Below are 19,334 nucleotides of genomic sequence, written 5' to 3' on the forward strand. Positions count from 1 at the left end.
CCCTTACGCCTAGCTTGTTCCAATATATGCTTGTACTTATTTAATTAGAACTTATTCTCTTTTACCATTACGGCTTTTCTGCTTCTTGCTGTGGTTCGAGTGGCGGTACGAGTGTGACACCTAATTCTGTACCAGGTTGTAATAATGTTCCTTCCGCCACACTTTGTTCTGTTACGTATCCTGTACCAGAAGGTTTCAAGTTAAGCTGTAATGTCTTCGCTAAATTCATAACATCACGCAGTGCCCATCCTTGTATATTTGGCATTGTAGGCTTATCTCCTACCAAGAAGACTCGGTCGCCTTTTAATGTTTGTTCAGTCGCTTTTGGTACTTGTTGCTGTACTTTCCCTTCACCTAGTACGATTGGACGAAGTTTTGCTTTATCAATCGCTTTCCCCGCTTCAGCCATCGTTTTACCAGTTACATCTGGAACAGTAGTTTGTTGTTCTTTCAGATGTTTTTTCGGATCTTTCACTTCATTTGGCTTAATCTTTAAATACTCTAAACTATTTTTTGTTACATATTTAAAAATATCAGCTAAAGGTTGTGCACCGTTCTCATCATCTTTTAATTTCGGCTGTTTAACAGCTACATACACGACAAGTTGTGGATCGTCCATTGGTGCCATACCTAAGAATGAGAATATATAATTCTGTCTTCCTGTCATATAGCCGCCTTTTCCATCCGGAATTTGCGCTGTACCTGTTTTACCACCAACTGAATATCCATCAATTTTATAAGCTGTCCCTGTACCTTTCGGAGATGTAACAACACGTTCTAATAACTGTCTTACTTGCGCTGCTGTTTCCTTTGTAACAGGTTTTCCTACTTCTTCTGGCTTATGTTCTAATTTTACTTTGTCTGTTATCGGATCTACAATTTTATCAATTGCATAAGGTTTCATCATTTTCCCATCATTTGCAATGGCCGTTGCAGCTTGTACAAGCTGAATTGGTGTTACAGTGGAACCTTGTCCAAAAGCTGTTGTCACTTGTTGTATTTGCTGATCAAATAAAATTGTATTCGATCCTTCACCTGATAAATCAATGTTCGTTTTTTCATCTAATCCAAAACTATGAATATATTTTCGGAAACGTTCTGGACCAAGTTTTTGATCTCCTAAAATTGCAAACGCTACGTTTGAAGAACGCTCTACCCCTTCATCAAACGTGATAGAGCCCCAACCAGCACCGCCATTATGATCTTTTATTTTCCTATTTCCGACTTGATATGTCCCGGATTGATAATAATCTTGTCCTTTGTACACACCTTCATTAATAGCTGCCGCTAACGTGAAAATTTTCATTGTTGATCCAGGTTCAAATGCATTGGCAATTGCGTCATTATAAAAGTATTTATTATTCTCTATGTTCGGATCATAACTAGGTTTACTAGACATTGCTAATATTTTCCCCGTTTTCGGATCCGCCACAATTCCAATTAAACTTTCCGGCTCATAATGTTGACTCGCCGATTTCATCGCGTCTTCTAAATAACTTTGAATACGTTGATCCATTGTCAAATATACATTATCTCCATTTTTAGGTGCCTTCACATTCACTTTCCCACCGTCAAGAGATACCCCCCTACGATCACCTGTATAAGCTACCTCTCCATTTGAAGCTCCTAAATATTTATCCAAACTTTTTTCTAATCCAAATTGACCTACTGCAATTCCATCTTCATTCGGTTTCGCATGCCCTATAACATAAGATGCGAAATCACCATTTGGATAAACTCTCGCATTTTCGGTAATAAAAGAAACCCCTGGCAATTTCAATGCTTCTATTTGTTCTTTCTTTTCTTTCGTCAAGCCCTTACCTATCTTCCCAAATTCCACTTGACTTTTATCTTTATTTAACGTCGCTAAAATATCCTCTTCGCCTTTTCCAAGTACTCCTGCAATTTTCTTTGCAGTATCTTCTTTATTCTCAACTGAGTTAGCACCTTTTAGTGCAGCTACCATTTTGTAAGAGTTTGCGTCTTGCGCTAACACATGACCGTTTTGATCATAAATGGTTCCTCGGTTCGCTTCAAGAACTCCTTTTTTACTATGCTTTTGTTTAGCAAGTGCATCTAAATCCTGATTATGAACTGTTCCTGTTGATTGTATGTAAAAAAATCGGGCTAATAACAGCAAAAAGAGCAGGAGGAAAAATATCATAAAATAACCTGCTCCCTTATTGGTATGAAATTTAGTCATATTCTTCTTCATCGTTCCTTCACACCTATTGCCTTATTTGAGGCCTTTCACATTATTCGCATTAATTTCTAGCCCATGTTTTTTTGCAACTTCAGCGATTCGTTCATAGCGACTTAACTTCTCTACTTCAGCTTGTAATTCTTGATTTTCTTTTTGCTGCTGTACAATTTTTTCTTCTATCGTCGCTGCTTCTACATTAACTTGATAAAGGCCTGCTTTATTTCCAATAAACGCGACACAGGCATACAATAAAAAGCCAATAAACGCTACATACAACAGTTTTTCGATTCTTGTAATTTTCGCTTTAACCTTCGGCTCAGCCATCTGCTGTGGGGGCGTTTGAATTTGCACCTCTTCTTGCGCTTGTTGTTTGTACTTTACAGCTAAATTAGTCATACCTCTCTCTCCCTTTTATCGTTTTTCAGCGATTCTCAACTTCGCAGAACGCGCACGATTATTTTCTTCTAGCTCTATATCAGAAGGTAAAATCGGTTTTCTTGTAATAAGCTTTAATTTCGGCTTAAATTCATCAGGAATAATCGGTAATCCTGGCGGCAATTGTGGCGTTGTACTATTTCGCTTAAACGTTGTTTTACAAATACGATCTTCTAATGAATGGAATGTTATAACACTAACCCTTCCACCTGGCTTAACCATCTCAATAGCAGATTCCAATGCTTCTTCAAATACTTTTAATTCATCATTTACAGCTATACGAATTGCCTGAAACACTCGCTTAGCAGGATGCCCACCCGTTCTACGAGCAGGAGCCGGAATACCTTCTTTAATTAGCTCTACTAATTCTCCTGTCGTTTCAATAGCTTTATTCTCACGATAAGCTTCAATTTTTCTTGCAATTTGTTTTGAAAATTTCTCTTCACCGTATTGGAAGAAAATCCTTACAAGTTGTTCATATGACCAGCTATTTACAACATCGTACGCTGTTAATGGGGCATCTTGATCCATCCGCATATCTAGCGGTGCATCATGATGATAACTAAAGCCTCGTTCTGGTGTATCTAATTGTGGGGATGAAACACCTAAATCAAATAAAATACCGTCTACTTCTGTTATACCTATTTCCTGCAGTTTTTCAGCTAAATAACGGAAGTTACTCTTTACTGTTATAAACTGTTCACCGTATGAAGAGAACTTTTCTTTCGCGTTTTGAATCGCTATCTCATCTTGATCAAACGCTATTAATTTTCCACCTTCTGTTAATTGGGATAATAAATAAGAACTATGTCCTCCTCCCCCCAGTGTACAATCTACATATGTACCATCTGGCTTTATATCTAAGCCGTCTACTGTTTCCTTTAAAAGCACTGTTACGTGTTTAAACATTGTTGCACCTACTCTTTTTCCAATTAATTATGTTGAATGTATCCCTTCCTCTAAACACATATTTCACGCTTAGAGAAAGAAATAATACGAAAGAACGACTCATTTAACTTACCAACAAAGGCAACATACTATACAAATCGCTATTTTCTTTTATTATATACTAAATTTTATCATCTTTTGCGGGAATTTAAATAAAAAACTGTCGAAAAAGCGAATAATACGTTTACATTTTGTGCTATTTTGTCATATATTTAAGTATCCAACACAATTGCCATATTTAACACTTTTTTTGATTGATAATTCAGAAAAAAATCACTTCACAGTAAATTCAACGGAATAAAAATAAAATCCTGCTCCAAAGAGCAAGATTTTATAGTTTTATAACATGATGTTTTCCATCCCAAGAAAAAGGGTTTTCCATTACACGATCAACGAAATCCAAACCAAACTGATTTAAATAATAACATACATTCCACACACGTTCTTGCGGTGCACCTAATGGACGAAGTGCGAATTGTATACGGCGGAATTTATTTAGCTGAACCTCATACTTTTTCTCAACATTTCTTTTCAACATTCTTTCCAGCAGTTCAATTTGTTCATTAATTTTCAATTCGTTTTTCCCTGCAAACGCACCTAACCCTGGCTCTATTTTCTTTACAAATTGCTGTAAAGATGTATGAATATCGGCAATTTCTTTTTTCGCCTTTTCAAAATGAGCATCAATCGGTTCCTCTATTTGATTAGACAACCAGTTTTCACGCAATTTATCGACATCATTTAAAAACGGATCACTTTCTCTCAATTGCAAATCAAATAAATCCGTCGCTATATCTCTCTCCACATAAGTAATTGTAAGACGAGGAACGACAGGTGGCATTTGAAAACCGACAGTATGGAATACTTGTTGTAATTCACTCCAATAAGCTAATTCTCCTGGACCTCCAATAAATGCGAGCGTAGGAAATACATACTCTTGCATAAGAGGACGTGTTACAACATTATTACTAAAACGTGCCGGATTTCTCTCCATCTCTTCAATCAACTCTTCGTATGAAAAGGAATGCGCCCCATCCTTTCCAACAAACTTACCTTGTTGATCTTCAAGCAATACTCGTTCATTATCTATTTCCATGAATATATGCACTGCATGAGACTTCGTTTCAATAATCGGTTTGTATCCTAGTTCTTTAATTACTTCTTGCTGATTACGAAGCCCCTCTTGTACCTCTTTATACTTACTTATAATTCGCTTGAAAAATGGAATTTCTAACTTTCTTAATTCAGGATGATGTGAATCAACAAGGATTAAACCAGAATTAGCAAAGATTTTCGTAATAAGATGAGCAAAGAAATCTACATACGTATTCGATTTTTTCAAAGCATCATCAACAAATTTTAATACATCCTTTGTAAAATTTGTTTCTGGGTATGTTTTAAAAATCTCTTCAATCCAATTTCTACAATCTTCAACAGAAAGTTCAGACTCAGAAGCACTCGCCTTTTTCGGATTACGGTCATAAAAAATAGTTTTTTTCATCTTTTTATTTTTCGCTACAAAAGTATGGTTAATCTCATCCATATCATGGTCTTCACCCGCAATCCAGAAGACAGGGACAACTTTAACTCCTAAACTTTCTTCCTTTTCCTTTGCAAGCTGTAAAATTGAAATAACTTTATGAATTGTATAAAGCGGTCCAGTTAATAACCCTGCTTGTTGTCCAGCTATAACAACATATGTATTTTCATCTCCAAGCGCTTTTACATTTTGAAGTGTAGATTCTCCCGCTTGTAATTTTGTATTATATTCTAATAAATGCGCTACTAAATCTTGGCGGAAAAACTCCCTTTCACGCAAATCATGTAAACGTTGTTTAAAAGCATCTTCTGTTAACATATAATCAAAACATGACTGTATCTCTTTTTTACCGTTCATATAGTCCGCTACAACACCTTGTTGCGGAACAGAGATTTCTTTTATCTCCATATAATTCTTCCTTTCGTATCCAGTTCTCTCACCAATCCACATTGTAGTCAATGTTTCACGTAAAAGCAAAGAATAACACTTATACTCTTGTTTCTAACCCTTTTATTGCATCGAACAAAAATTGAAGTGTCGGAACTGGTAGTTGCTGTTTCTTAGCTTCTTCTAATACATATCCAACAATCGCATTAATTTCCGTCTGTCTATTCGCTCTTACATCCGCTAACATAGAGGATGTATTACGAGACGTTCCTTCACACACATTTCGTACCATTTGCCATACCATTTCTTTTTCTCCTCTAATAAGAAATGCGACCTCCTGAAACACTTGCTCCATCATTTGATAAAAAAAACGATTTGTGATTAATTCACCATTCTTAACTCCCAATAGTGCTGTCAATGGATTGATACATACATTTACTACTAATTTTTTGTGCATAATCTCTTCCCAATCCGTTTCTATTTGAACTGGAAAATAAGTAACAGGAAAATAACGGAATATTTTCTTGAAATGTATAGATTGACCACAAACCACTCCAAATTTTGTTACCCCTATCCCAGTATGATGAACGATATGCCCTCCCTCTTTTTTCGCACCATGTTCTACAATACCAACAGCTATATTTTCACTCCCTATTTTCAGCATCTTTTGAAGATGCGACATTCCGTTTTGCAAAAAGATTAATGATGATGCCCCTTCCACAAACGGTAGTACGTCATCTATATGATATTGCTTCACAGAAATAAATATATAATCTAAATTTTGTGCTACCATACTTTCTATCGGTAAAACAGATGGATATACTGTTTCACATCTTCCATCTCTAATACAAGTTACACCTGTTTCATTCAACTCTTCAGCCTGCTTAGCCGTTCTTGTAAACAACGTAACATCTTGGTTACTTTTTTGTAAATAAAATGTATACAATAGACCAATAGCACCTGGTCCGACAATTCCAATTTTCATTTTCACACAAGGGATTCACATTAAGCGCCCTTGCCTCCCCTCCTTTTTATATCTTTTTAAAGTACATGAGCACGCCCTATAATTTCGTTGTCCTCTGTCAAACAAATACACTCTCTTTTTTCGCTATGTATAATACTGCCTATTAATACACTTATACTCTTAGTTTAGCAAATCCTCAAAAAAATAATAAAAGAAATATACTATCTTCTTCATAAAAATAAAAAAATGAGTTATAATATTATTGTAAATATTTTTACTTTTCTGCATTCAACAAGATAACAAAAGGATGTGATGTAATGGGATTCCCAAAAGTTGAGCGCTTGCTCATCAATTATAAAACGTTAGATGAATTCAAAAAATTTAAAGGGTGCGGAGCCCAAGAACTATCTATGCTGGAAGAATTGCAAGCAAACATTATTGAAAACGACAGCGAATCTCCATTTTATGGCATTTATTATGGTGGATCACTAATCGCACGTATGAGTCTATATATGAAAAGAAACGGCGGAGAACCATTCGAAATTACAGGTCCTTACCTAGAACTTTATAAACTTGAAGTATTACCAACTTTTCAAAAACAAGGATTCGGGCAAATGCTTGTAAATCATGCGAAACAAATGCAATTTCCCATTAAAACAATAGCACGTATTCATTCAGCTGGTTTTTGGGATAAATTAAATTTCAACCCCGTATCAGTAACTGATGGTGATTTTTATATTTGGCATCCAGAAACAAATTTGAATGCGGTTACAAACGAAGAATCGGCTTAAAAAATAAAAAAACAGCTGTATAACAGCTGTTTTTTATTTCTTAAGCTTCTCTAACTTCTCATTCGAGCGAGCATTGTTTCTTTCCGCTACCATTACACTTCTTTTTTGATCGATATAATCAAGTAATGTTCTATACTCTTCTTCATATACTGATAATCGCTCCAGAAGGCGCTCTCTTTCTGTTTGTAATGATTCAACTTGTTGTTGCAACACCGTTAAAGAGTTTTCATCTTTATAATTTTGCAAGAAATCAATAACATCATTCAACGTAATTGACGTAGGTTCTAACACCTTTGTCTCTTTCACTTCATAATGTTCTACTTTACGAAGTTGCTTTGCTTCCTCAATACGTTCTTTATATTGCTTTCTTACGTAAGAATTCCATCTAAACCCACATGCTGCTGGTGTACGAGATAAATTTTTTCCCACTTCCTTAAAGGCAGAAAGTTGTGTTCCACCTTCTCGAATATGCCGGAGTACTACTTCTGCCAGAAGCAAATCTTCATCATCAGTCCAAGCATCTTGTCTTGTTGTCGCCATCTCTCTAGTCCTCCCTATGCATTTTTTATTAAGCATATGCAGTTACTAGAAAAGATAGAATACAACAACTAAAGATTAAGACAAAAAAAATAAACGCAGAAGATATCTTCTGCGTTTATTTTCCCGCAATTACTTGCTGATTACTTCTTTACCTTTGTAAGTACCGCATGCTTTACATACACGGTGAGCTAATTTCGCTTCACCACAGCTTGGGCACTCTACCATACCAGGTACTGATAATTTGAAATGCGTACGACGCTTTCTTTTTACTGTTTTAGAAGTTCTTCTAAAAGGTACAGCCATTCTTCCCACCTCCTTAAAAGAAATAGTTATTTTCATATGAAGGCCTGAACCAGTCTTCCGATTATTTGTCAAAAAACTTTGCAAGTCCTGCCAATCTTGGATCAACAGTCTTTTCTTTGTCTTCTTCCGAAATCACTTGCCAGTCTTGACCTTGCGTCGGTGCTCCACCAGAAACATCATCACTGAAAATTTGCATTGGAATCTCCAAAAGTATATTTTCCTTGATTACGGGCAGTAAGTCAAGTACTTCTCCTTCTAAAGAATGAATTTCAGCTTCAGTTTCAAATTCTTCTTGTGAAGTTTGGAACACCTCAGTTGTTTTAATGTCAAATGGTAATGTCACATCTACTAAAGAGCGAGAACATGGTAAAACCATGCTTCCAGTTATATGTAGATGAAACGTAAACTTACCGGAGCCAAAATCAACTCTTCCCGTTACATGAACAGGATTAATTTCACGAATATCTTTCTCGACCTCTTTTAGCTCACTTACATCTACCATCTCATCCAATGTCAATCCTTTATTTCTCAATTTATTCAATTGATGGATGGACCATTTCATATCATATCACCTCAAGGCAACAAACAAAATTATAGCTAGCCATTTTATATTTGTCAATGTTTTTTCTTTACACTATAATGAAGTCATCATAGTAAATAATATATAGAGTATCACGTTTTTCAAAAAGATGCTACATCGAAAGGAGAGATTACCATAAAAGCTGGTGGTATTGTTGTTGAATATAACCCTTTTCATAACGGTCATCTTTATCATGTGCAACAGACAAAAAAGTTAACACAATCCGATATAATAATTGCCGTTATGAGTGGTCCTTTTTTACAGCGTGGTGAGCCCGCACTCATTTCCAAATGGTATCGCACTAAAATGGCCTTAGCAAACGGCGTAGACCTTGTTGTAGAGCTTCCATACGTCTTCGCAACACAAAAGGCTGAAACCTTCGCAAATGGTGCTATTTCCATTTTAAATGCCCTGCGTGTTTCCGAAATTTGTTTCGGTAGTGAGGATGGACAAATCGAAAATTTTTATAATACCATCTCCATACAAAAAAACGAAGAAGAGACTTTTAACTGCCTTGTAAAACAATTCATGGACGCTGGTAATAGTTATGCAAAAGCAACATCGGATGCTTTCTCACACATTTTAACATCTGAAAAAAACATAGATATGTCACAACCAAATAATATTTTAGGCTTCCAATATATGAAAGCAATTCTGTCACAAAATAGCTCTATACAAGCTCAAACTATAAAAAGATTTGCCTCTCATTATCATGATGAAACATTTAATGACCAACATATTGCAAGCGCGACAAGCATCCGAAAACAACTCTTTAGCGAAGAAGGATCATTTACAACAATTGAACCTTTTCTCCCACAGGCAACCACTTCGCTTTTAGCAAATTACAAACAAAACTACGGGATATTACATAATTGGGAACAATACTTTTCATTTTTTAAATATAGACTCATGACGATGTCTCCAGAGGACTTACGACATATATATGAAATAGAAGAAGGTTTAGAGCATCGTATTTTATCAAAAATACAAAACAGTTCCTCCTTCTATTCATTCATGGAAGCATTAAAAACAAAACGTTATACATGGACTAGATTACAAAGAGCTTGTACACACATTTTAACAAACACAACAAAAGAGGATATACGTAGCGCAAATATAGAACAACACGCACCATATATTCGCCTGCTAGGCATGTCACAAAAAGGACAAACTTACCTTTCAAAAAATAAGAAAAAAATCGAACTTTCAATCCTTACTCATACAAAAACATTCGACCATGCCGCTTTAGATATAGAGAAAAAAGCAAACTCTGTATATTTCTCCATCATGCACGAACCGTTACGCACACAACTATTAAAACAGGATATAACACACCATCCTATTCGCTATGATGAAACAACTACAAAATTCCTATAAAAAACCTCTCTATTTCAGAGAGGTTTTTTCCTTATCCATCTTTTCTAAATATGTTAACGCATCATCCAGCGTATCCACTGGTACAATTTTCATTTTTGTTTTAATATCCTTTGCAGTCTCAAGTGCATCTTTATAGTTCGATTTCTCCGCACCTTTTTCATTTGGCGCAAAGAACACTTCAGCCCCAGCATCGCTAGCAGCCACCACTTTTTGATTTATACCACCAATCGGGCCCACTTCTCCTTTTTCATTAATTGTACCTGTTCCAGCTATTTCATGTCCTTTCGTTAAGTCTTCTTCCACAAGTTGATTATATATTTCTAATGTGAACATTAAACCTGCGGATGGTCCACCAATTTCATGAGAATTAATTTTCACTTTCGGATCGACCACTAATTCTCTTTCCGTAACGATAGAAACACCTATACCGACACGTCCATTCCCATTAGGAATCGTCTTTACATTTAAATTCTCTTTCAATTGTTTTCCATTTCTCATGTACTCAATACTTACAGCATCATTTTCTTTTTTCCCTGTCATATATTCAATAAATTGCTCCGTCTTTTCAAATGTTTTTCCGTCAACAGCTATAATAACATCACCAAGCTTAAGCTTTCCTTCTGACGGCATTCCTTTTGCCACACCAGCAACTAATACACCTTTATTTTCAAAAGATACTGAGCGATTTGCACGTTTATATGCATTATAAATCGCTGCATTTTGCGAATCTTTCATCGCATAATTTTGGCGAAATTGATATTCTTCATCACTCTCACCTTTTTGCAATATTTCTTCCGCTTTCGAAATATGTGTATATTTATTAAACTGTGCCGCTATTAAATTCACCACATTTGCTGGTCCCATTGAAACCGTAACAAGCATAAAATCACCAGATTCTTTCGTTCCACCCTCAACTTGAACATAAGGCTCTAATTTGGCAGCCATTCCTGGTTTTGTTATATAATACGGTAAACGTACGTAAACAAGTAACATCGCCAATATAACCCCTATTAAGATTGCATATATAAACCGAAAACGCTTAAACATTATGTTTCTCCTTCCACTGCTCAATTAATAAATAAATATTTGAAATATGTTTTTCTGCTTCTACTTCTCCAACTCGAATAATGTCTTCAATGTTTGTAAAAGCACGTGAACTAAATTGCTCTACAGCTGGTCGCATCATTAAATCCGATGCAATTTGCCGATTCATTACAAGCTCATGCTGCATAATTTCAATACTTTGCATGATTACGTCATAAATGGACGTAACATCGCCATTTACCTTAATTGGAGATACATCAACAGCGATAACAATATCGGCCCCTAACTCTTTCACAACCGATACTGGGATGCGATCAATGACTCCACCATCCACTAATAATCTTCCATCTATTTTTTCTGGTACAAACACTCCAGGAACAGATATGCTAGCCCTCACCGCATCTGCAACTGGCCCACTTGTAAAAACCACTTTTTCCCCCTTCAATATGTCAGTAGCCACAACAGCCGTCGGGATATCTAACTCTTCTAAATTTTTATTATATGTAAACATTTTAATCATATCTTTGACACGTTTTCCAGCAATAAATCCCATTTTCGGTACCGTGAAATCTAAATAATACTTCCGCTTAAAAACAGATGCTAATTTATACAATCTTTCAACGTTACTACTTGCCGCATAAAACGTACCTATTAGCGCCCCCATACTACTTCCTGCAATCATGTGAATAGGGATACCCGCTTCCCTTAAAACCTTTATTACACCAATATGAGCAAACCCTTTCGCTCCTCCAGACCCAAGTGCTAAACCAATCTTTGGTTCTTTCATTTTTCTCACCCTTTAATTTTTTTCATTCCTTTTTCATACTTATGGTCTAAATTCACTACGTATCCACGTATACTGAAATGAACGTTTTTTGGGACAAAGGGGGATTTACTTACATGTATGAAAAATGGAAAACCGCTTTCCTTACCATATCAATGCTATTTTTAACCTTTTCTCTTGTACTCCACCCCCAAGCCGCTTTGCAAGCTTCTATTCGCGGGTTAAATATATGGTGGGAAGTTGTATTCCCTTCACTACTACCGTTTTTCATCATTGCGGAACTTCTAATTAGTATCGGTGTTGTAAAATTTATTGGCGTTATATTAGAACCACTCATGCGCCCACTTTTTCGCGTTCCAGGGATAGGCGGATTTGTTTGGGCGATGGGAATGGCTTCTGGTTTCCCTGCAGGCGCCAAATTAAGCGCTAGACTACGAAAAAGCAATCTTTTAACTCAGATTGAAGCAGAGCGCCTCGTTTCTTTCACAAATTCTTCTAATCCACTTTTTATTTTCGGTGCTGTGTCTATCGGTTTTTTTAATAATCCGAAATTAGGAATTATATTAGCCGCTGCCCATTATTTCAGTAACTTTGCTGTCGGATTAATTATGCGTTTTTACGGCGATAATACCGCTTACAAAATTAATACACACACTACAAAAAAACGTCGCTTTCAAAACCCTTTTTTAATCCTTCACGAGACACGCTTACAAGAAAAAAGACCAATTGGTAAATTACTTGGGGATGCCATTGTTTCTTCTATTCAAACATTACTTATGATTGGCGGATTTATTATTTTATTCTCTGTGTTAAATAAAATGATTACTGTATTTCACATTACAGCAGCTCTTTCTTTTATTATGCAACATATTTTATCATTCTTCCAACTAAGTACAGATTTTAGTATACCTATATTATCAGGTATTTTCGAAATGACACTCGGAAGCCAAATGATTAGTCAAATAAATGAAACACCGCTCTTACAACAAGCTATGGTAACAAGCTTCATTTTAGCATTTAGTGGTCTTTCTATTCAGGCACAAGTTGCTAGCATATTAGCTGAAACAGATATCCGATTTAAACCCTATTTTTTCGCACGAATTATTCAAAGTATTCTTGCCCCTATTTTTACATTTGTATTTTGGACACCATTTTATGAGAAAGTGAGTTCTTTCTCGCCTATGCCAAAAGATATTCCTGTATTTTTATCCGAACATCCTTCTATACTACATGAAATTTGGACATCTTTTATACATTATGGACCAATTTTCACATTATTTTGTCTATACTTATATGTTATTTTATTATTTTTGCGCACATATAAAGAAAAACCCCGTTCACTTTAACGGGGTTTGAAACTTTTCTTTTAAAGCACGTTCTACAATAGGAGGTACAAGATCTACTACACTTCCTCCATACCTCGCAACTTCTTTTACAATACTCGAGCTTAAAAATGAATATTGATTGTTTGTCATAATAAAAAATGTTTCAATATTTTCATCTAATTTTCGATTCATAGAAGTAATTTGCATCTCATATTCAAAATCAGAAACTGCTCGTAAACCACGTAATATTGCATTTGCATTACGCATTTTTGCATACTCTACTAATAGCCCACTATGTGAATCTACTTTTACATTCGGGATATCCTTTGTCGCTTCTCGAATTAATTCTAATCGCTCTTCAACTGAAAAGAATGGTTTTTTTGATGAATTGTTTAAAACGACTACGTACACCTCATCAAATACTTTTGCTCCCCTTTTAATAATATCCAGATGCCCAAGGGTAATTGGATCAAAACTTCCTGAAGAAATAGCTATACTTGTCATTCTGTCCCCTCACCTTCATACTTATAAATCGATATTGCAGTAATCCCATAATTCTCAGCTCGTACTTTTACAAGCCTTCCTATTGAATTAGGTAAAACTACATCATTACCATGCTCTGCCATAATTAATCCATCACTATGTAGCAATCCATGTTGATCCATTATACTAATTAAAGATACAATTTTTTGCTCTTTATATGGAGGATCTATCAATATAAGATCGAATGACATTTCACGTTTTATTAGCGCCTTTACTGCACGTTCAGCATCATTTCGATATACTTCAGCTTGTTCCTGTACTCTACAACTTTCTAAATTTTGATGAATTACTTTTATCGCTTTACTATCCCGATCAACAAAAATTGCTTTATCAATCCCTCTGCTCAAAGCCTCAATTCCAAGACCACCACTACCACCAAATAAATCAAGGGCGATACCACCATCAAAATAAGGACCTATCATATTAAAAATAGATTCTTTTACTTTATCTGTCGTTGGACGTGTTGTATTACCAGGAACCGCTTTAAGTGGGTGTCCTTTACATTTTCCTGAAACTACTCTCATCTGTTGTCACTACCTTTATTTCAATCTATCGAGCGATTATAGAAAGCCATTCCCACTTCGGTAACCGTTAACAAACCACATTCACCTAACTATAGGAAAACTCGGCCTCAAATAACCTCTCGTTATTTTTATGTATTCATCTCATCATTCACTAATATGAACCCAATATGTATATTAGTTCCACTTTATCTTTTTTATCCTATCACAAAATAAAAAAAAGAAAAATAAAAAGCCCAACATAAAATTTAATTTCATTATGTATATCTTCATTTAGATTGGACATAAATAATTATAACAACATCACCTTCGATGTTGTTGCCAACCGCGGAGAAGACTTACGTTTCCCCATAAGTTCTTCCTCCGGTTTCTCCTCTCCCTTTGCCTTCTTACTAGTACATGCTAGTATAAGAAGGGCCCTGCTATGCAGGGTTTTTTTTCTTTGTGTGCTTTTCATTTAAAAAGTGAAATGGTACAGTAAAAGAAAGAGGAGGAAAAGATATGATTCAACGCTTTATAGAACTTGGAGAAGGCTACTCTGATTTATATGAATTACTTGAAATTGCCAAAACAAATCAAGAACGTATAGCACATATGTTACAATTTGAAACGATAAAAAACGATAAAAAAGTATGTTCGCTTGTTGTAATATTAAAACCAACTACTACTGGTGATTTCCAACCATTATACATATGTCGTGAAGGCATTCCTGTATTTGAAAATAAAAAAAGTAAACGTGTCATTTTATTTGAAGAAACGGCAGAACAACTCGGAAAAAAAGTGGCTACCTTTACTGTAAAACCATCTACAACTTTCCCAGAAAAAGAACTATTTTTTAATCATTTAATTGGTATTTTACGAATGAACAATTTCATTCCTCCGATGAAATAACACGTTATTTCAAGTGAAAAATCCCCGGCTAAATTTAGCCGGGGATTTTTTCTATTAGCTATAATCGTATTCTTTTGCTCGATCAGGACGGGAATTTTCAAATTCCGTTTTTAAATACGGGCGATACGACTGTTCTATCTTTTTCACAAAAGGAAGTTTGTTCAACTTATGCATCATATGCTCAATTTGTTCCATATCACAATATACTACAGCATATTTTAATCGTTTTGATATGTAATGTATGTTACCATATTTCCTTAAAATCTTGGCATGTTTCAATGAATGTAAATAAACAATCATACTTTGTCGTTGCCCGAACATAATCTTCTCCATCTTCTCCTTTTAAAAACATATATTTTATATTCTATGAAAACCAATCAGAAATTTATAACATTACAGGACAAACTCTGTATACGTTTTCTTCCAACTTCTAAAAAACGGGGTACATCACCCCGTTTTTTTACAACCACAACCTCCGCCAGTACCACAACCTCCACCACAGCCACCAGCATCAAAGAATGGATTTCCTGTTGGCACTTTAATGGAAGAAGACACTTCCGAACCGATTGCTACACTAACTTCGTCTAATAACTTCTGCAAAGCAGTTTCTGCTCTTTTAAAAGCTGCAACCTTATCATGTAAGTCCACAGAACGCTTTAATTCTCTCATTTTCATTGACACGGTAGTATAGTCAGGATGGTATTTTCCAAAACGCTGTACTTCCTCATACCGTTCTTTCATCGCTGTAAATTGCTGAATGAGCGTCTGAAGTTCCATATCTTCATGTAATTCTCTATAATACTTACGATAATCTTCTGCTATATCTGAACAGATAATCGCTTTTGCAAGCTGCTCTGCCTTATCTAATATTAATACGCTTTCTAGCGTCGCTACAATCATGAGAGACACCTCCGAGTATCCATCATACCACATTTAGATTAGAACTACTAATTGAAGTGACTTACTCAAAAGAAAGATATAATGAAACTATTTTTACACTATATCCGTACACACTTATACATTAATATGTTCCGCTATATTATATTTAAGAACATCCCACTTTCCACTATTTTGTTTCACATAACTAATACACGCATTTTTTAATGGTGTCTTAAATGTAATTTCATTTGGTTCAATGGCATGTAAAATCGCTTTTATCGCGTGTGAGTGAGCAACAATAATAATACGTTTGCCAAAATGAGTTGTCGCAACATCTTCTAAAGCAGCAAAGCAACGAGCTACAATCTCTTCATCTCGCTCCATACCTTCTACTTTACCTTCAGCAATCAACTCTCTAACAGCCGCAACCGGCTTCCCTGAAGCTTCTCCAAAATTCCGTTCAACAAATCGCTCATCTAATAAAATCGATTGTAATCCAACTGTCTTTGCAATTTCATTAGCCGTTTCTTGCGCTCTAATTAACGGGCTACTTATAATGATATCCCACGTTTCTTCTTGTAAAGCAGCTGCACTCTGACTCGCTTGCTTCTTACCAACTTCATTAAGCGGAATATCTTCTCGCCCCTGAATAATTTCTTGAAAATTCCAATCAGTTTGTCCATGTCGTACTAAACAAATTTCCGTCATGCTGCAACTCCTTTTTAAATAATCAACCTCTATTGTAACAAAAGTTCTGCATGACGGACATATTTTTCACTTCCAATTAGGTTGCATTTTGTTGCTTCATATACTGAAACATATCAATCATGATCGAAGCAACGGCCAATTGATTTTGAAACTTTTCCACTTTATCTGGTATTGTTTTTTTGAAATGTTGCATCGCCGCTAACTCAAAAGCCTCTTTTTCTTCAGGATTTCGTGTTAATTTTCTATACCAGTACGGTTGCTCTCTAATATAGCGAGATAAATCCTCATCAGCCTTTATAAACTCCATAATTTCTGCTCTCATCATCTTTCCCCCTAATCCTTTTGAAAGAAAAATGGGTTATTTTCTGAAGTACTTTGCTCTTGCTGCGTACGGTTACCTTGAAATTGCTGAATAACTTGTTGCACGCTCCCGATTGCACTCGTCACATTGGCTAAATGGTTCTGCATTTGTTCCACGTCCAACTTTTTAAAAAAAGAAAGCATTTGCCCCATCACATCAGCAGTTTTTTCCTCTTCAGTTCGATTATCTTTTTCTTTTTTATTTTCTTTTACCGAAGAAAACGCAGGCGCTCCATCCGGTCTATAAGTTGCCCATATTGGATCTTCTTCACCAAGTAAGTACCATTCTTCATAAAATTGTTGCCATGTTTTATGACCACTTCTAACCTCATGAACCATTTTAGGGTGATGGTTTACAAATTCTTTAAACTGTTGAACCGATGGATGTAACGGTCCTTTTGTTGTTGGCATAATCCTCACCTCTCCATGTATATCTACTATATAGTAAGAAAAAAAAGGCGCATGGTTCGCCTATTTTTAGACGATTCATGCACCTTTTTTTCTGCTATTTGCATACGGTCAGATTCCCACCTACAATTCAGTGAATACGAAGTAACTAATTTGGTGATGTTAACACCCCACCGCTTACAATTTCACTTTATTTTCGAATAAAGTTTTGTGTATAAAATTTATCGTATACACCAACACCTAATCCTGTAAATTGTTCATTTAATAAATTCTTTCTATGCCCCTCACTATTTAACCAACCTTGCACTGCCGCAATTCCATCACTATGTTGCGCCGCTATGTTCTCACCAGCAAGTTGAAATCCTACTTTCCCGCGCTGCAAACGATCTCCTAGTGTACCTAATGTAGGTGAGTCATGAGAAAAATAATTATTGTCTTTCATATCTTTACTGTGACCAACAGCAACATCTGCTGTTTCCTGATCCCATGTTAATAATGGTAATTTATGACGACTTCGAATGATATTTGTTAAATCAAAAATTTGTTGCATATTCCCATTTTCTACTTGTTTTATTTTTTCTGGAGTCAATGGTTGTTCTGCTATTAATTCACCTGAATAAACGAGCTGATACGGTCTTTGGCGTAATAAAGTTTCATCATCCATATAACGAACACCAATAAGCTCATGTGTAAATTGATCAAAATACAATTGCGCCCATCCATCTTCTACAGGTATTAACGGTTGTTCCATGACTTCGGTATCAGATAGCTCAAATTGATAACTATTTTTCCCTCTTTTTAATGAAATTTCATGCGAAAGCGGACTTTTTTTATATACTTCTTCATATTTTTCATTTATATAATAAGGTGGAACCTTAACTTGTTCACCAGCTGCGTATGCCGTTACAACTTTACGTTCAGAAACTCCAAATTGAACATACTGAGTTAAATCCTGGTTGTATACCCACCATTCATATCCGTATGCAGATGGCTCTATTCGAGAGGGTTCTCCCCACTTCGCTAATAAGTTTTCAGAGTCTTCACCAATCATATTTAAAACAGTGTCTGAGGAGTCTTCCTTAATTTGCTTTTTCTTTTTCACAATTTTATTTTCTTGCTTTGATTGAGATGGGGTTAATATATATTGTGAAACGAGTAATTTCCCGTATAAATCAACAGCTAAAATTAAAAATGTAATCATTACGATACGCAATAATTTCTTCAAACGATATACCTCCTGAACAAAACATAAAATTGAGATATACACAAATCCTTTTCTTTCTTTTTGTGTGTACCGTACTCTTTTCACTATATCATATTTTTGTGAAAAAAGTCTGGATTATCCCTTTTCTCTCAATATGAATTGCACTTTCTTATTATTCATACTATTATAAAAATAATGGTGTAACATTAAAAAAGGAGGTATTATATGCAATTTACAAATACGCAATTTAATGGAGCCGTCGTTGAATTAACTCTTTTAACTGAAATCATGGAAAACAACCACTTCGTACTTGCCGGACAGTGGGATTATGAGCGAGTTACATACGATTATAAATTTGAAATATTAAAGGATGTTTATTATTTACGAGTGCAAGGAGTTGCTGTTGAAGGTGACATTGGCAGTAGACACGCTGAAGTAAAACTACTTCCCCCCTTATTAGGAAAACATTATTATCCTCACGGCGTTGAATATGGTGATGATGAGACTTTCCCAACGAATGTACTTCAAAAAAGCGAACAACTCCTACAAAATGTCGAAAAAGAGTTAAAAGAATTTCAAATTATTGATTAACAAAAACA

23 protein-coding genes are annotated in these 19,334 nt (G+C 35.5%); 5 read left to right on the forward strand and 18 right to left on the reverse strand.

The window, feature by feature from the left end:
• Positions 1-67 precede the first annotated feature (67 nt).
• The 5 genes from V7S45_RS19165 to panE form a co-directional block, all read right to left on the reverse strand.
• Positions 68-2,164 carry a PASTA domain-containing penicillin-binding protein gene (locus V7S45_RS19165; protein ID WP_025689207.1) on the reverse strand — a complete coding sequence of 699 codons (2,097 nt, stop codon included), beginning with the start codon at positions 2,162-2,164 and terminating at the stop codon, positions 68-70.
• Positions 2,165-2,236: 72 nt separating this feature from the next.
• Positions 2,237-2,599: a cell division protein FtsL gene (gene ftsL / locus V7S45_RS19170; RefSeq protein ID WP_025689205.1), complete on the reverse strand. Its 363-nt coding sequence runs from the start codon at positions 2,597-2,599 to the stop codon at positions 2,237-2,239.
• Between the two features lie 15 nt (positions 2,600-2,614).
• The gene (gene rsmH / locus V7S45_RS19175; RefSeq protein ID WP_000472508.1) at positions 2,615-3,547 is read right to left on the reverse strand and encodes a 16S rRNA (cytosine(1402)-N(4))-methyltransferase RsmH; all 933 of its coding nucleotides are present in this window, start codon (positions 3,545-3,547) and stop codon (positions 2,615-2,617) included.
• A 370-nt stretch (positions 3,548-3,917) separates the two neighbouring features.
• Entirely contained in the window at positions 3,918-5,534 is a 1,617-nt protein-coding gene (bshC, locus tag V7S45_RS19180) for a bacillithiol biosynthesis cysteine-adding enzyme BshC (protein ID WP_088343873.1), read from the reverse strand.
• 79 nt (positions 5,535-5,613) lie between these two features.
• On the reverse strand, positions 5,614-6,498 hold the full coding sequence (gene panE / locus V7S45_RS19185) for a 2-dehydropantoate 2-reductase (RefSeq protein WP_002182931.1): 885 nt from the start codon (positions 6,496-6,498) through the stop codon (positions 5,614-5,616).
• Positions 6,499-6,794: 296 nt separating this feature from the next.
• Here panE and V7S45_RS19190 point away from each other — a divergent pair, with 296 nt between their 5' ends.
• Entirely contained in the window at positions 6,795-7,268 is a 474-nt protein-coding gene (locus V7S45_RS19190) for an N-acetyltransferase (RefSeq protein ID WP_000506694.1), read from the forward strand.
• Between the two features lie 33 nt (positions 7,269-7,301).
• Here V7S45_RS19190 and V7S45_RS19195 read toward each other — a convergent pair whose 3' ends face one another.
• The 3 genes from V7S45_RS19195 to V7S45_RS19205 form a co-directional block, all read right to left on the reverse strand.
• Positions 7,302-7,808 (reverse strand): RsfA family transcriptional regulator, encoded by a 507-nt coding sequence (locus V7S45_RS19195; protein WP_000246467.1) that lies wholly within the window; start codon positions 7,806-7,808, stop codon positions 7,302-7,304.
• 129 nt (positions 7,809-7,937) lie between these two features.
• The gene (gene rpmF / locus V7S45_RS19200) at positions 7,938-8,111 is read right to left on the reverse strand and encodes a 50S ribosomal protein L32 (protein ID WP_001984764.1); all 174 of its coding nucleotides are present in this window, start codon (positions 8,109-8,111) and stop codon (positions 7,938-7,940) included.
• 61 nt (positions 8,112-8,172) lie between these two features.
• Positions 8,173-8,673 carry a DUF177 domain-containing protein gene (locus tag V7S45_RS19205; protein ID WP_000872149.1) on the reverse strand — a complete coding sequence of 167 codons (501 nt, stop codon included), beginning with the start codon at positions 8,671-8,673 and terminating at the stop codon, positions 8,173-8,175.
• A gap of 213 nt (positions 8,674-8,886) precedes the next feature.
• Between V7S45_RS19205 and V7S45_RS19210 the strand changes: the two genes are divergently transcribed.
• On the forward strand, positions 8,887-10,068 hold the full coding sequence (locus tag V7S45_RS19210; protein WP_025689200.1) for a nucleotidyltransferase: 1,182 nt from the start codon (positions 8,887-8,889) through the stop codon (positions 10,066-10,068).
• 9 nt (positions 10,069-10,077) lie between these two features.
• On the opposite strand, the gene V7S45_RS19215 is transcribed toward V7S45_RS19210, so the two are convergent.
• Together V7S45_RS19215 and V7S45_RS19220 are read right to left on the reverse strand one after the other, a co-directional pair.
• Positions 10,078-11,115, reverse strand: a complete 1,038-nt coding sequence (locus tag V7S45_RS19215; RefSeq protein ID WP_000476280.1) for a SepM family pheromone-processing serine protease — start codon at positions 11,113-11,115, stop codon at positions 10,078-10,080.
• The gene (locus V7S45_RS19220) at positions 11,108-11,899 is read right to left on the reverse strand and encodes a patatin-like phospholipase family protein (protein ID WP_000662588.1); all 792 of its coding nucleotides are present in this window, start codon (positions 11,897-11,899) and stop codon (positions 11,108-11,110) included. The genes V7S45_RS19215 and V7S45_RS19220 overlap by 8 nt, the downstream gene beginning before the upstream one ends.
• Before the next feature lie 113 nt (positions 11,900-12,012).
• Here V7S45_RS19220 and ylbJ point away from each other — a divergent pair, with 113 nt between their 5' ends.
• Positions 12,013-13,242, forward strand: a complete 1,230-nt coding sequence (gene ylbJ / locus V7S45_RS19225; RefSeq protein ID WP_025689197.1) for a sporulation integral membrane protein YlbJ — start codon at positions 12,013-12,015, stop codon at positions 13,240-13,242.
• Here the strand turns inward: ylbJ and coaD are convergent.
• Together coaD and rsmD are read right to left on the reverse strand one after the other, a co-directional pair.
• Positions 13,234-13,725, reverse strand: a complete 492-nt coding sequence (gene coaD / locus V7S45_RS19230; protein WP_000200601.1) for a pantetheine-phosphate adenylyltransferase — start codon at positions 13,723-13,725, stop codon at positions 13,234-13,236. The genes ylbJ and coaD overlap by 9 nt on opposite strands.
• A complete protein-coding gene (gene rsmD / locus V7S45_RS19235) occupies positions 13,722-14,288 on the reverse strand; it encodes a 16S rRNA (guanine(966)-N(2))-methyltransferase RsmD (RefSeq protein ID WP_001266978.1) in 567 nt (188 codons plus the stop codon). Before rsmD ends, coaD begins: the two co-directional genes overlap by 4 nt.
• Positions 14,289-14,786: 498 nt before the next feature.
• On the opposite strand from rsmD, the gene V7S45_RS19240 reads away from it, so the two are divergent.
• Positions 14,787-15,176 carry a hypothetical protein gene (locus tag V7S45_RS19240; RefSeq protein WP_000616017.1) on the forward strand — a complete coding sequence of 130 codons (390 nt, stop codon included), beginning with the start codon at positions 14,787-14,789 and terminating at the stop codon, positions 15,174-15,176.
• Between the two features lie 54 nt (positions 15,177-15,230).
• On the opposite strand, the gene V7S45_RS19245 is transcribed toward V7S45_RS19240, so the two are convergent.
• The 6 genes from V7S45_RS19245 to V7S45_RS19270 form a co-directional block, all read right to left on the reverse strand.
• Complete coding sequence (locus V7S45_RS19245; protein WP_002082261.1) at positions 15,231-15,497, reverse strand: YlbG family protein; 267 nt, start codon at positions 15,495-15,497, stop codon at positions 15,231-15,233.
• Positions 15,498-15,623: 126 nt separating this feature from the next.
• A complete protein-coding gene (locus tag V7S45_RS19250) occupies positions 15,624-16,076 on the reverse strand; it encodes a YlbF family regulator (protein WP_000634366.1) in 453 nt (150 codons plus the stop codon).
• A 114-nt stretch (positions 16,077-16,190) separates the two neighbouring features.
• On the reverse strand, positions 16,191-16,763 hold the full coding sequence (locus V7S45_RS19255; protein WP_025689194.1) for a histidine phosphatase family protein: 573 nt from the start codon (positions 16,761-16,763) through the stop codon (positions 16,191-16,193).
• Between the two features lie 76 nt (positions 16,764-16,839).
• Entirely contained in the window at positions 16,840-17,085 is a 246-nt protein-coding gene (locus V7S45_RS19260) for a YlbE-like family protein (RefSeq protein ID WP_001200990.1), read from the reverse strand.
• An 11-nt stretch (positions 17,086-17,096) separates the two neighbouring features.
• Entirely contained in the window at positions 17,097-17,534 is a 438-nt protein-coding gene (locus V7S45_RS19265) for a YlbD family protein (RefSeq protein WP_001143346.1), read from the reverse strand.
• A 187-nt stretch (positions 17,535-17,721) separates the two neighbouring features.
• The gene (locus V7S45_RS19270; RefSeq protein WP_000735375.1) at positions 17,722-18,756 is read right to left on the reverse strand and encodes a CAP domain-containing protein; all 1,035 of its coding nucleotides are present in this window, start codon (positions 18,754-18,756) and stop codon (positions 17,722-17,724) included.
• Positions 18,757-18,960: 204 nt separating this feature from the next.
• Here V7S45_RS19270 and V7S45_RS19275 point away from each other — a divergent pair, with 204 nt between their 5' ends.
• Entirely contained in the window at positions 18,961-19,326 is a 366-nt protein-coding gene (locus V7S45_RS19275; protein WP_001160952.1) for a YugN family protein, read from the forward strand.
• Positions 19,327-19,334 lie beyond the last annotated feature (8 nt).

It is taken from the genome of Bacillus sp. BR3(2024) (assembly GCF_039134555.1).
GTDB lineage: Bacteria > Bacillota > Bacilli > Bacillales > Bacillaceae_G > Bacillus_A > Bacillus_A cereus.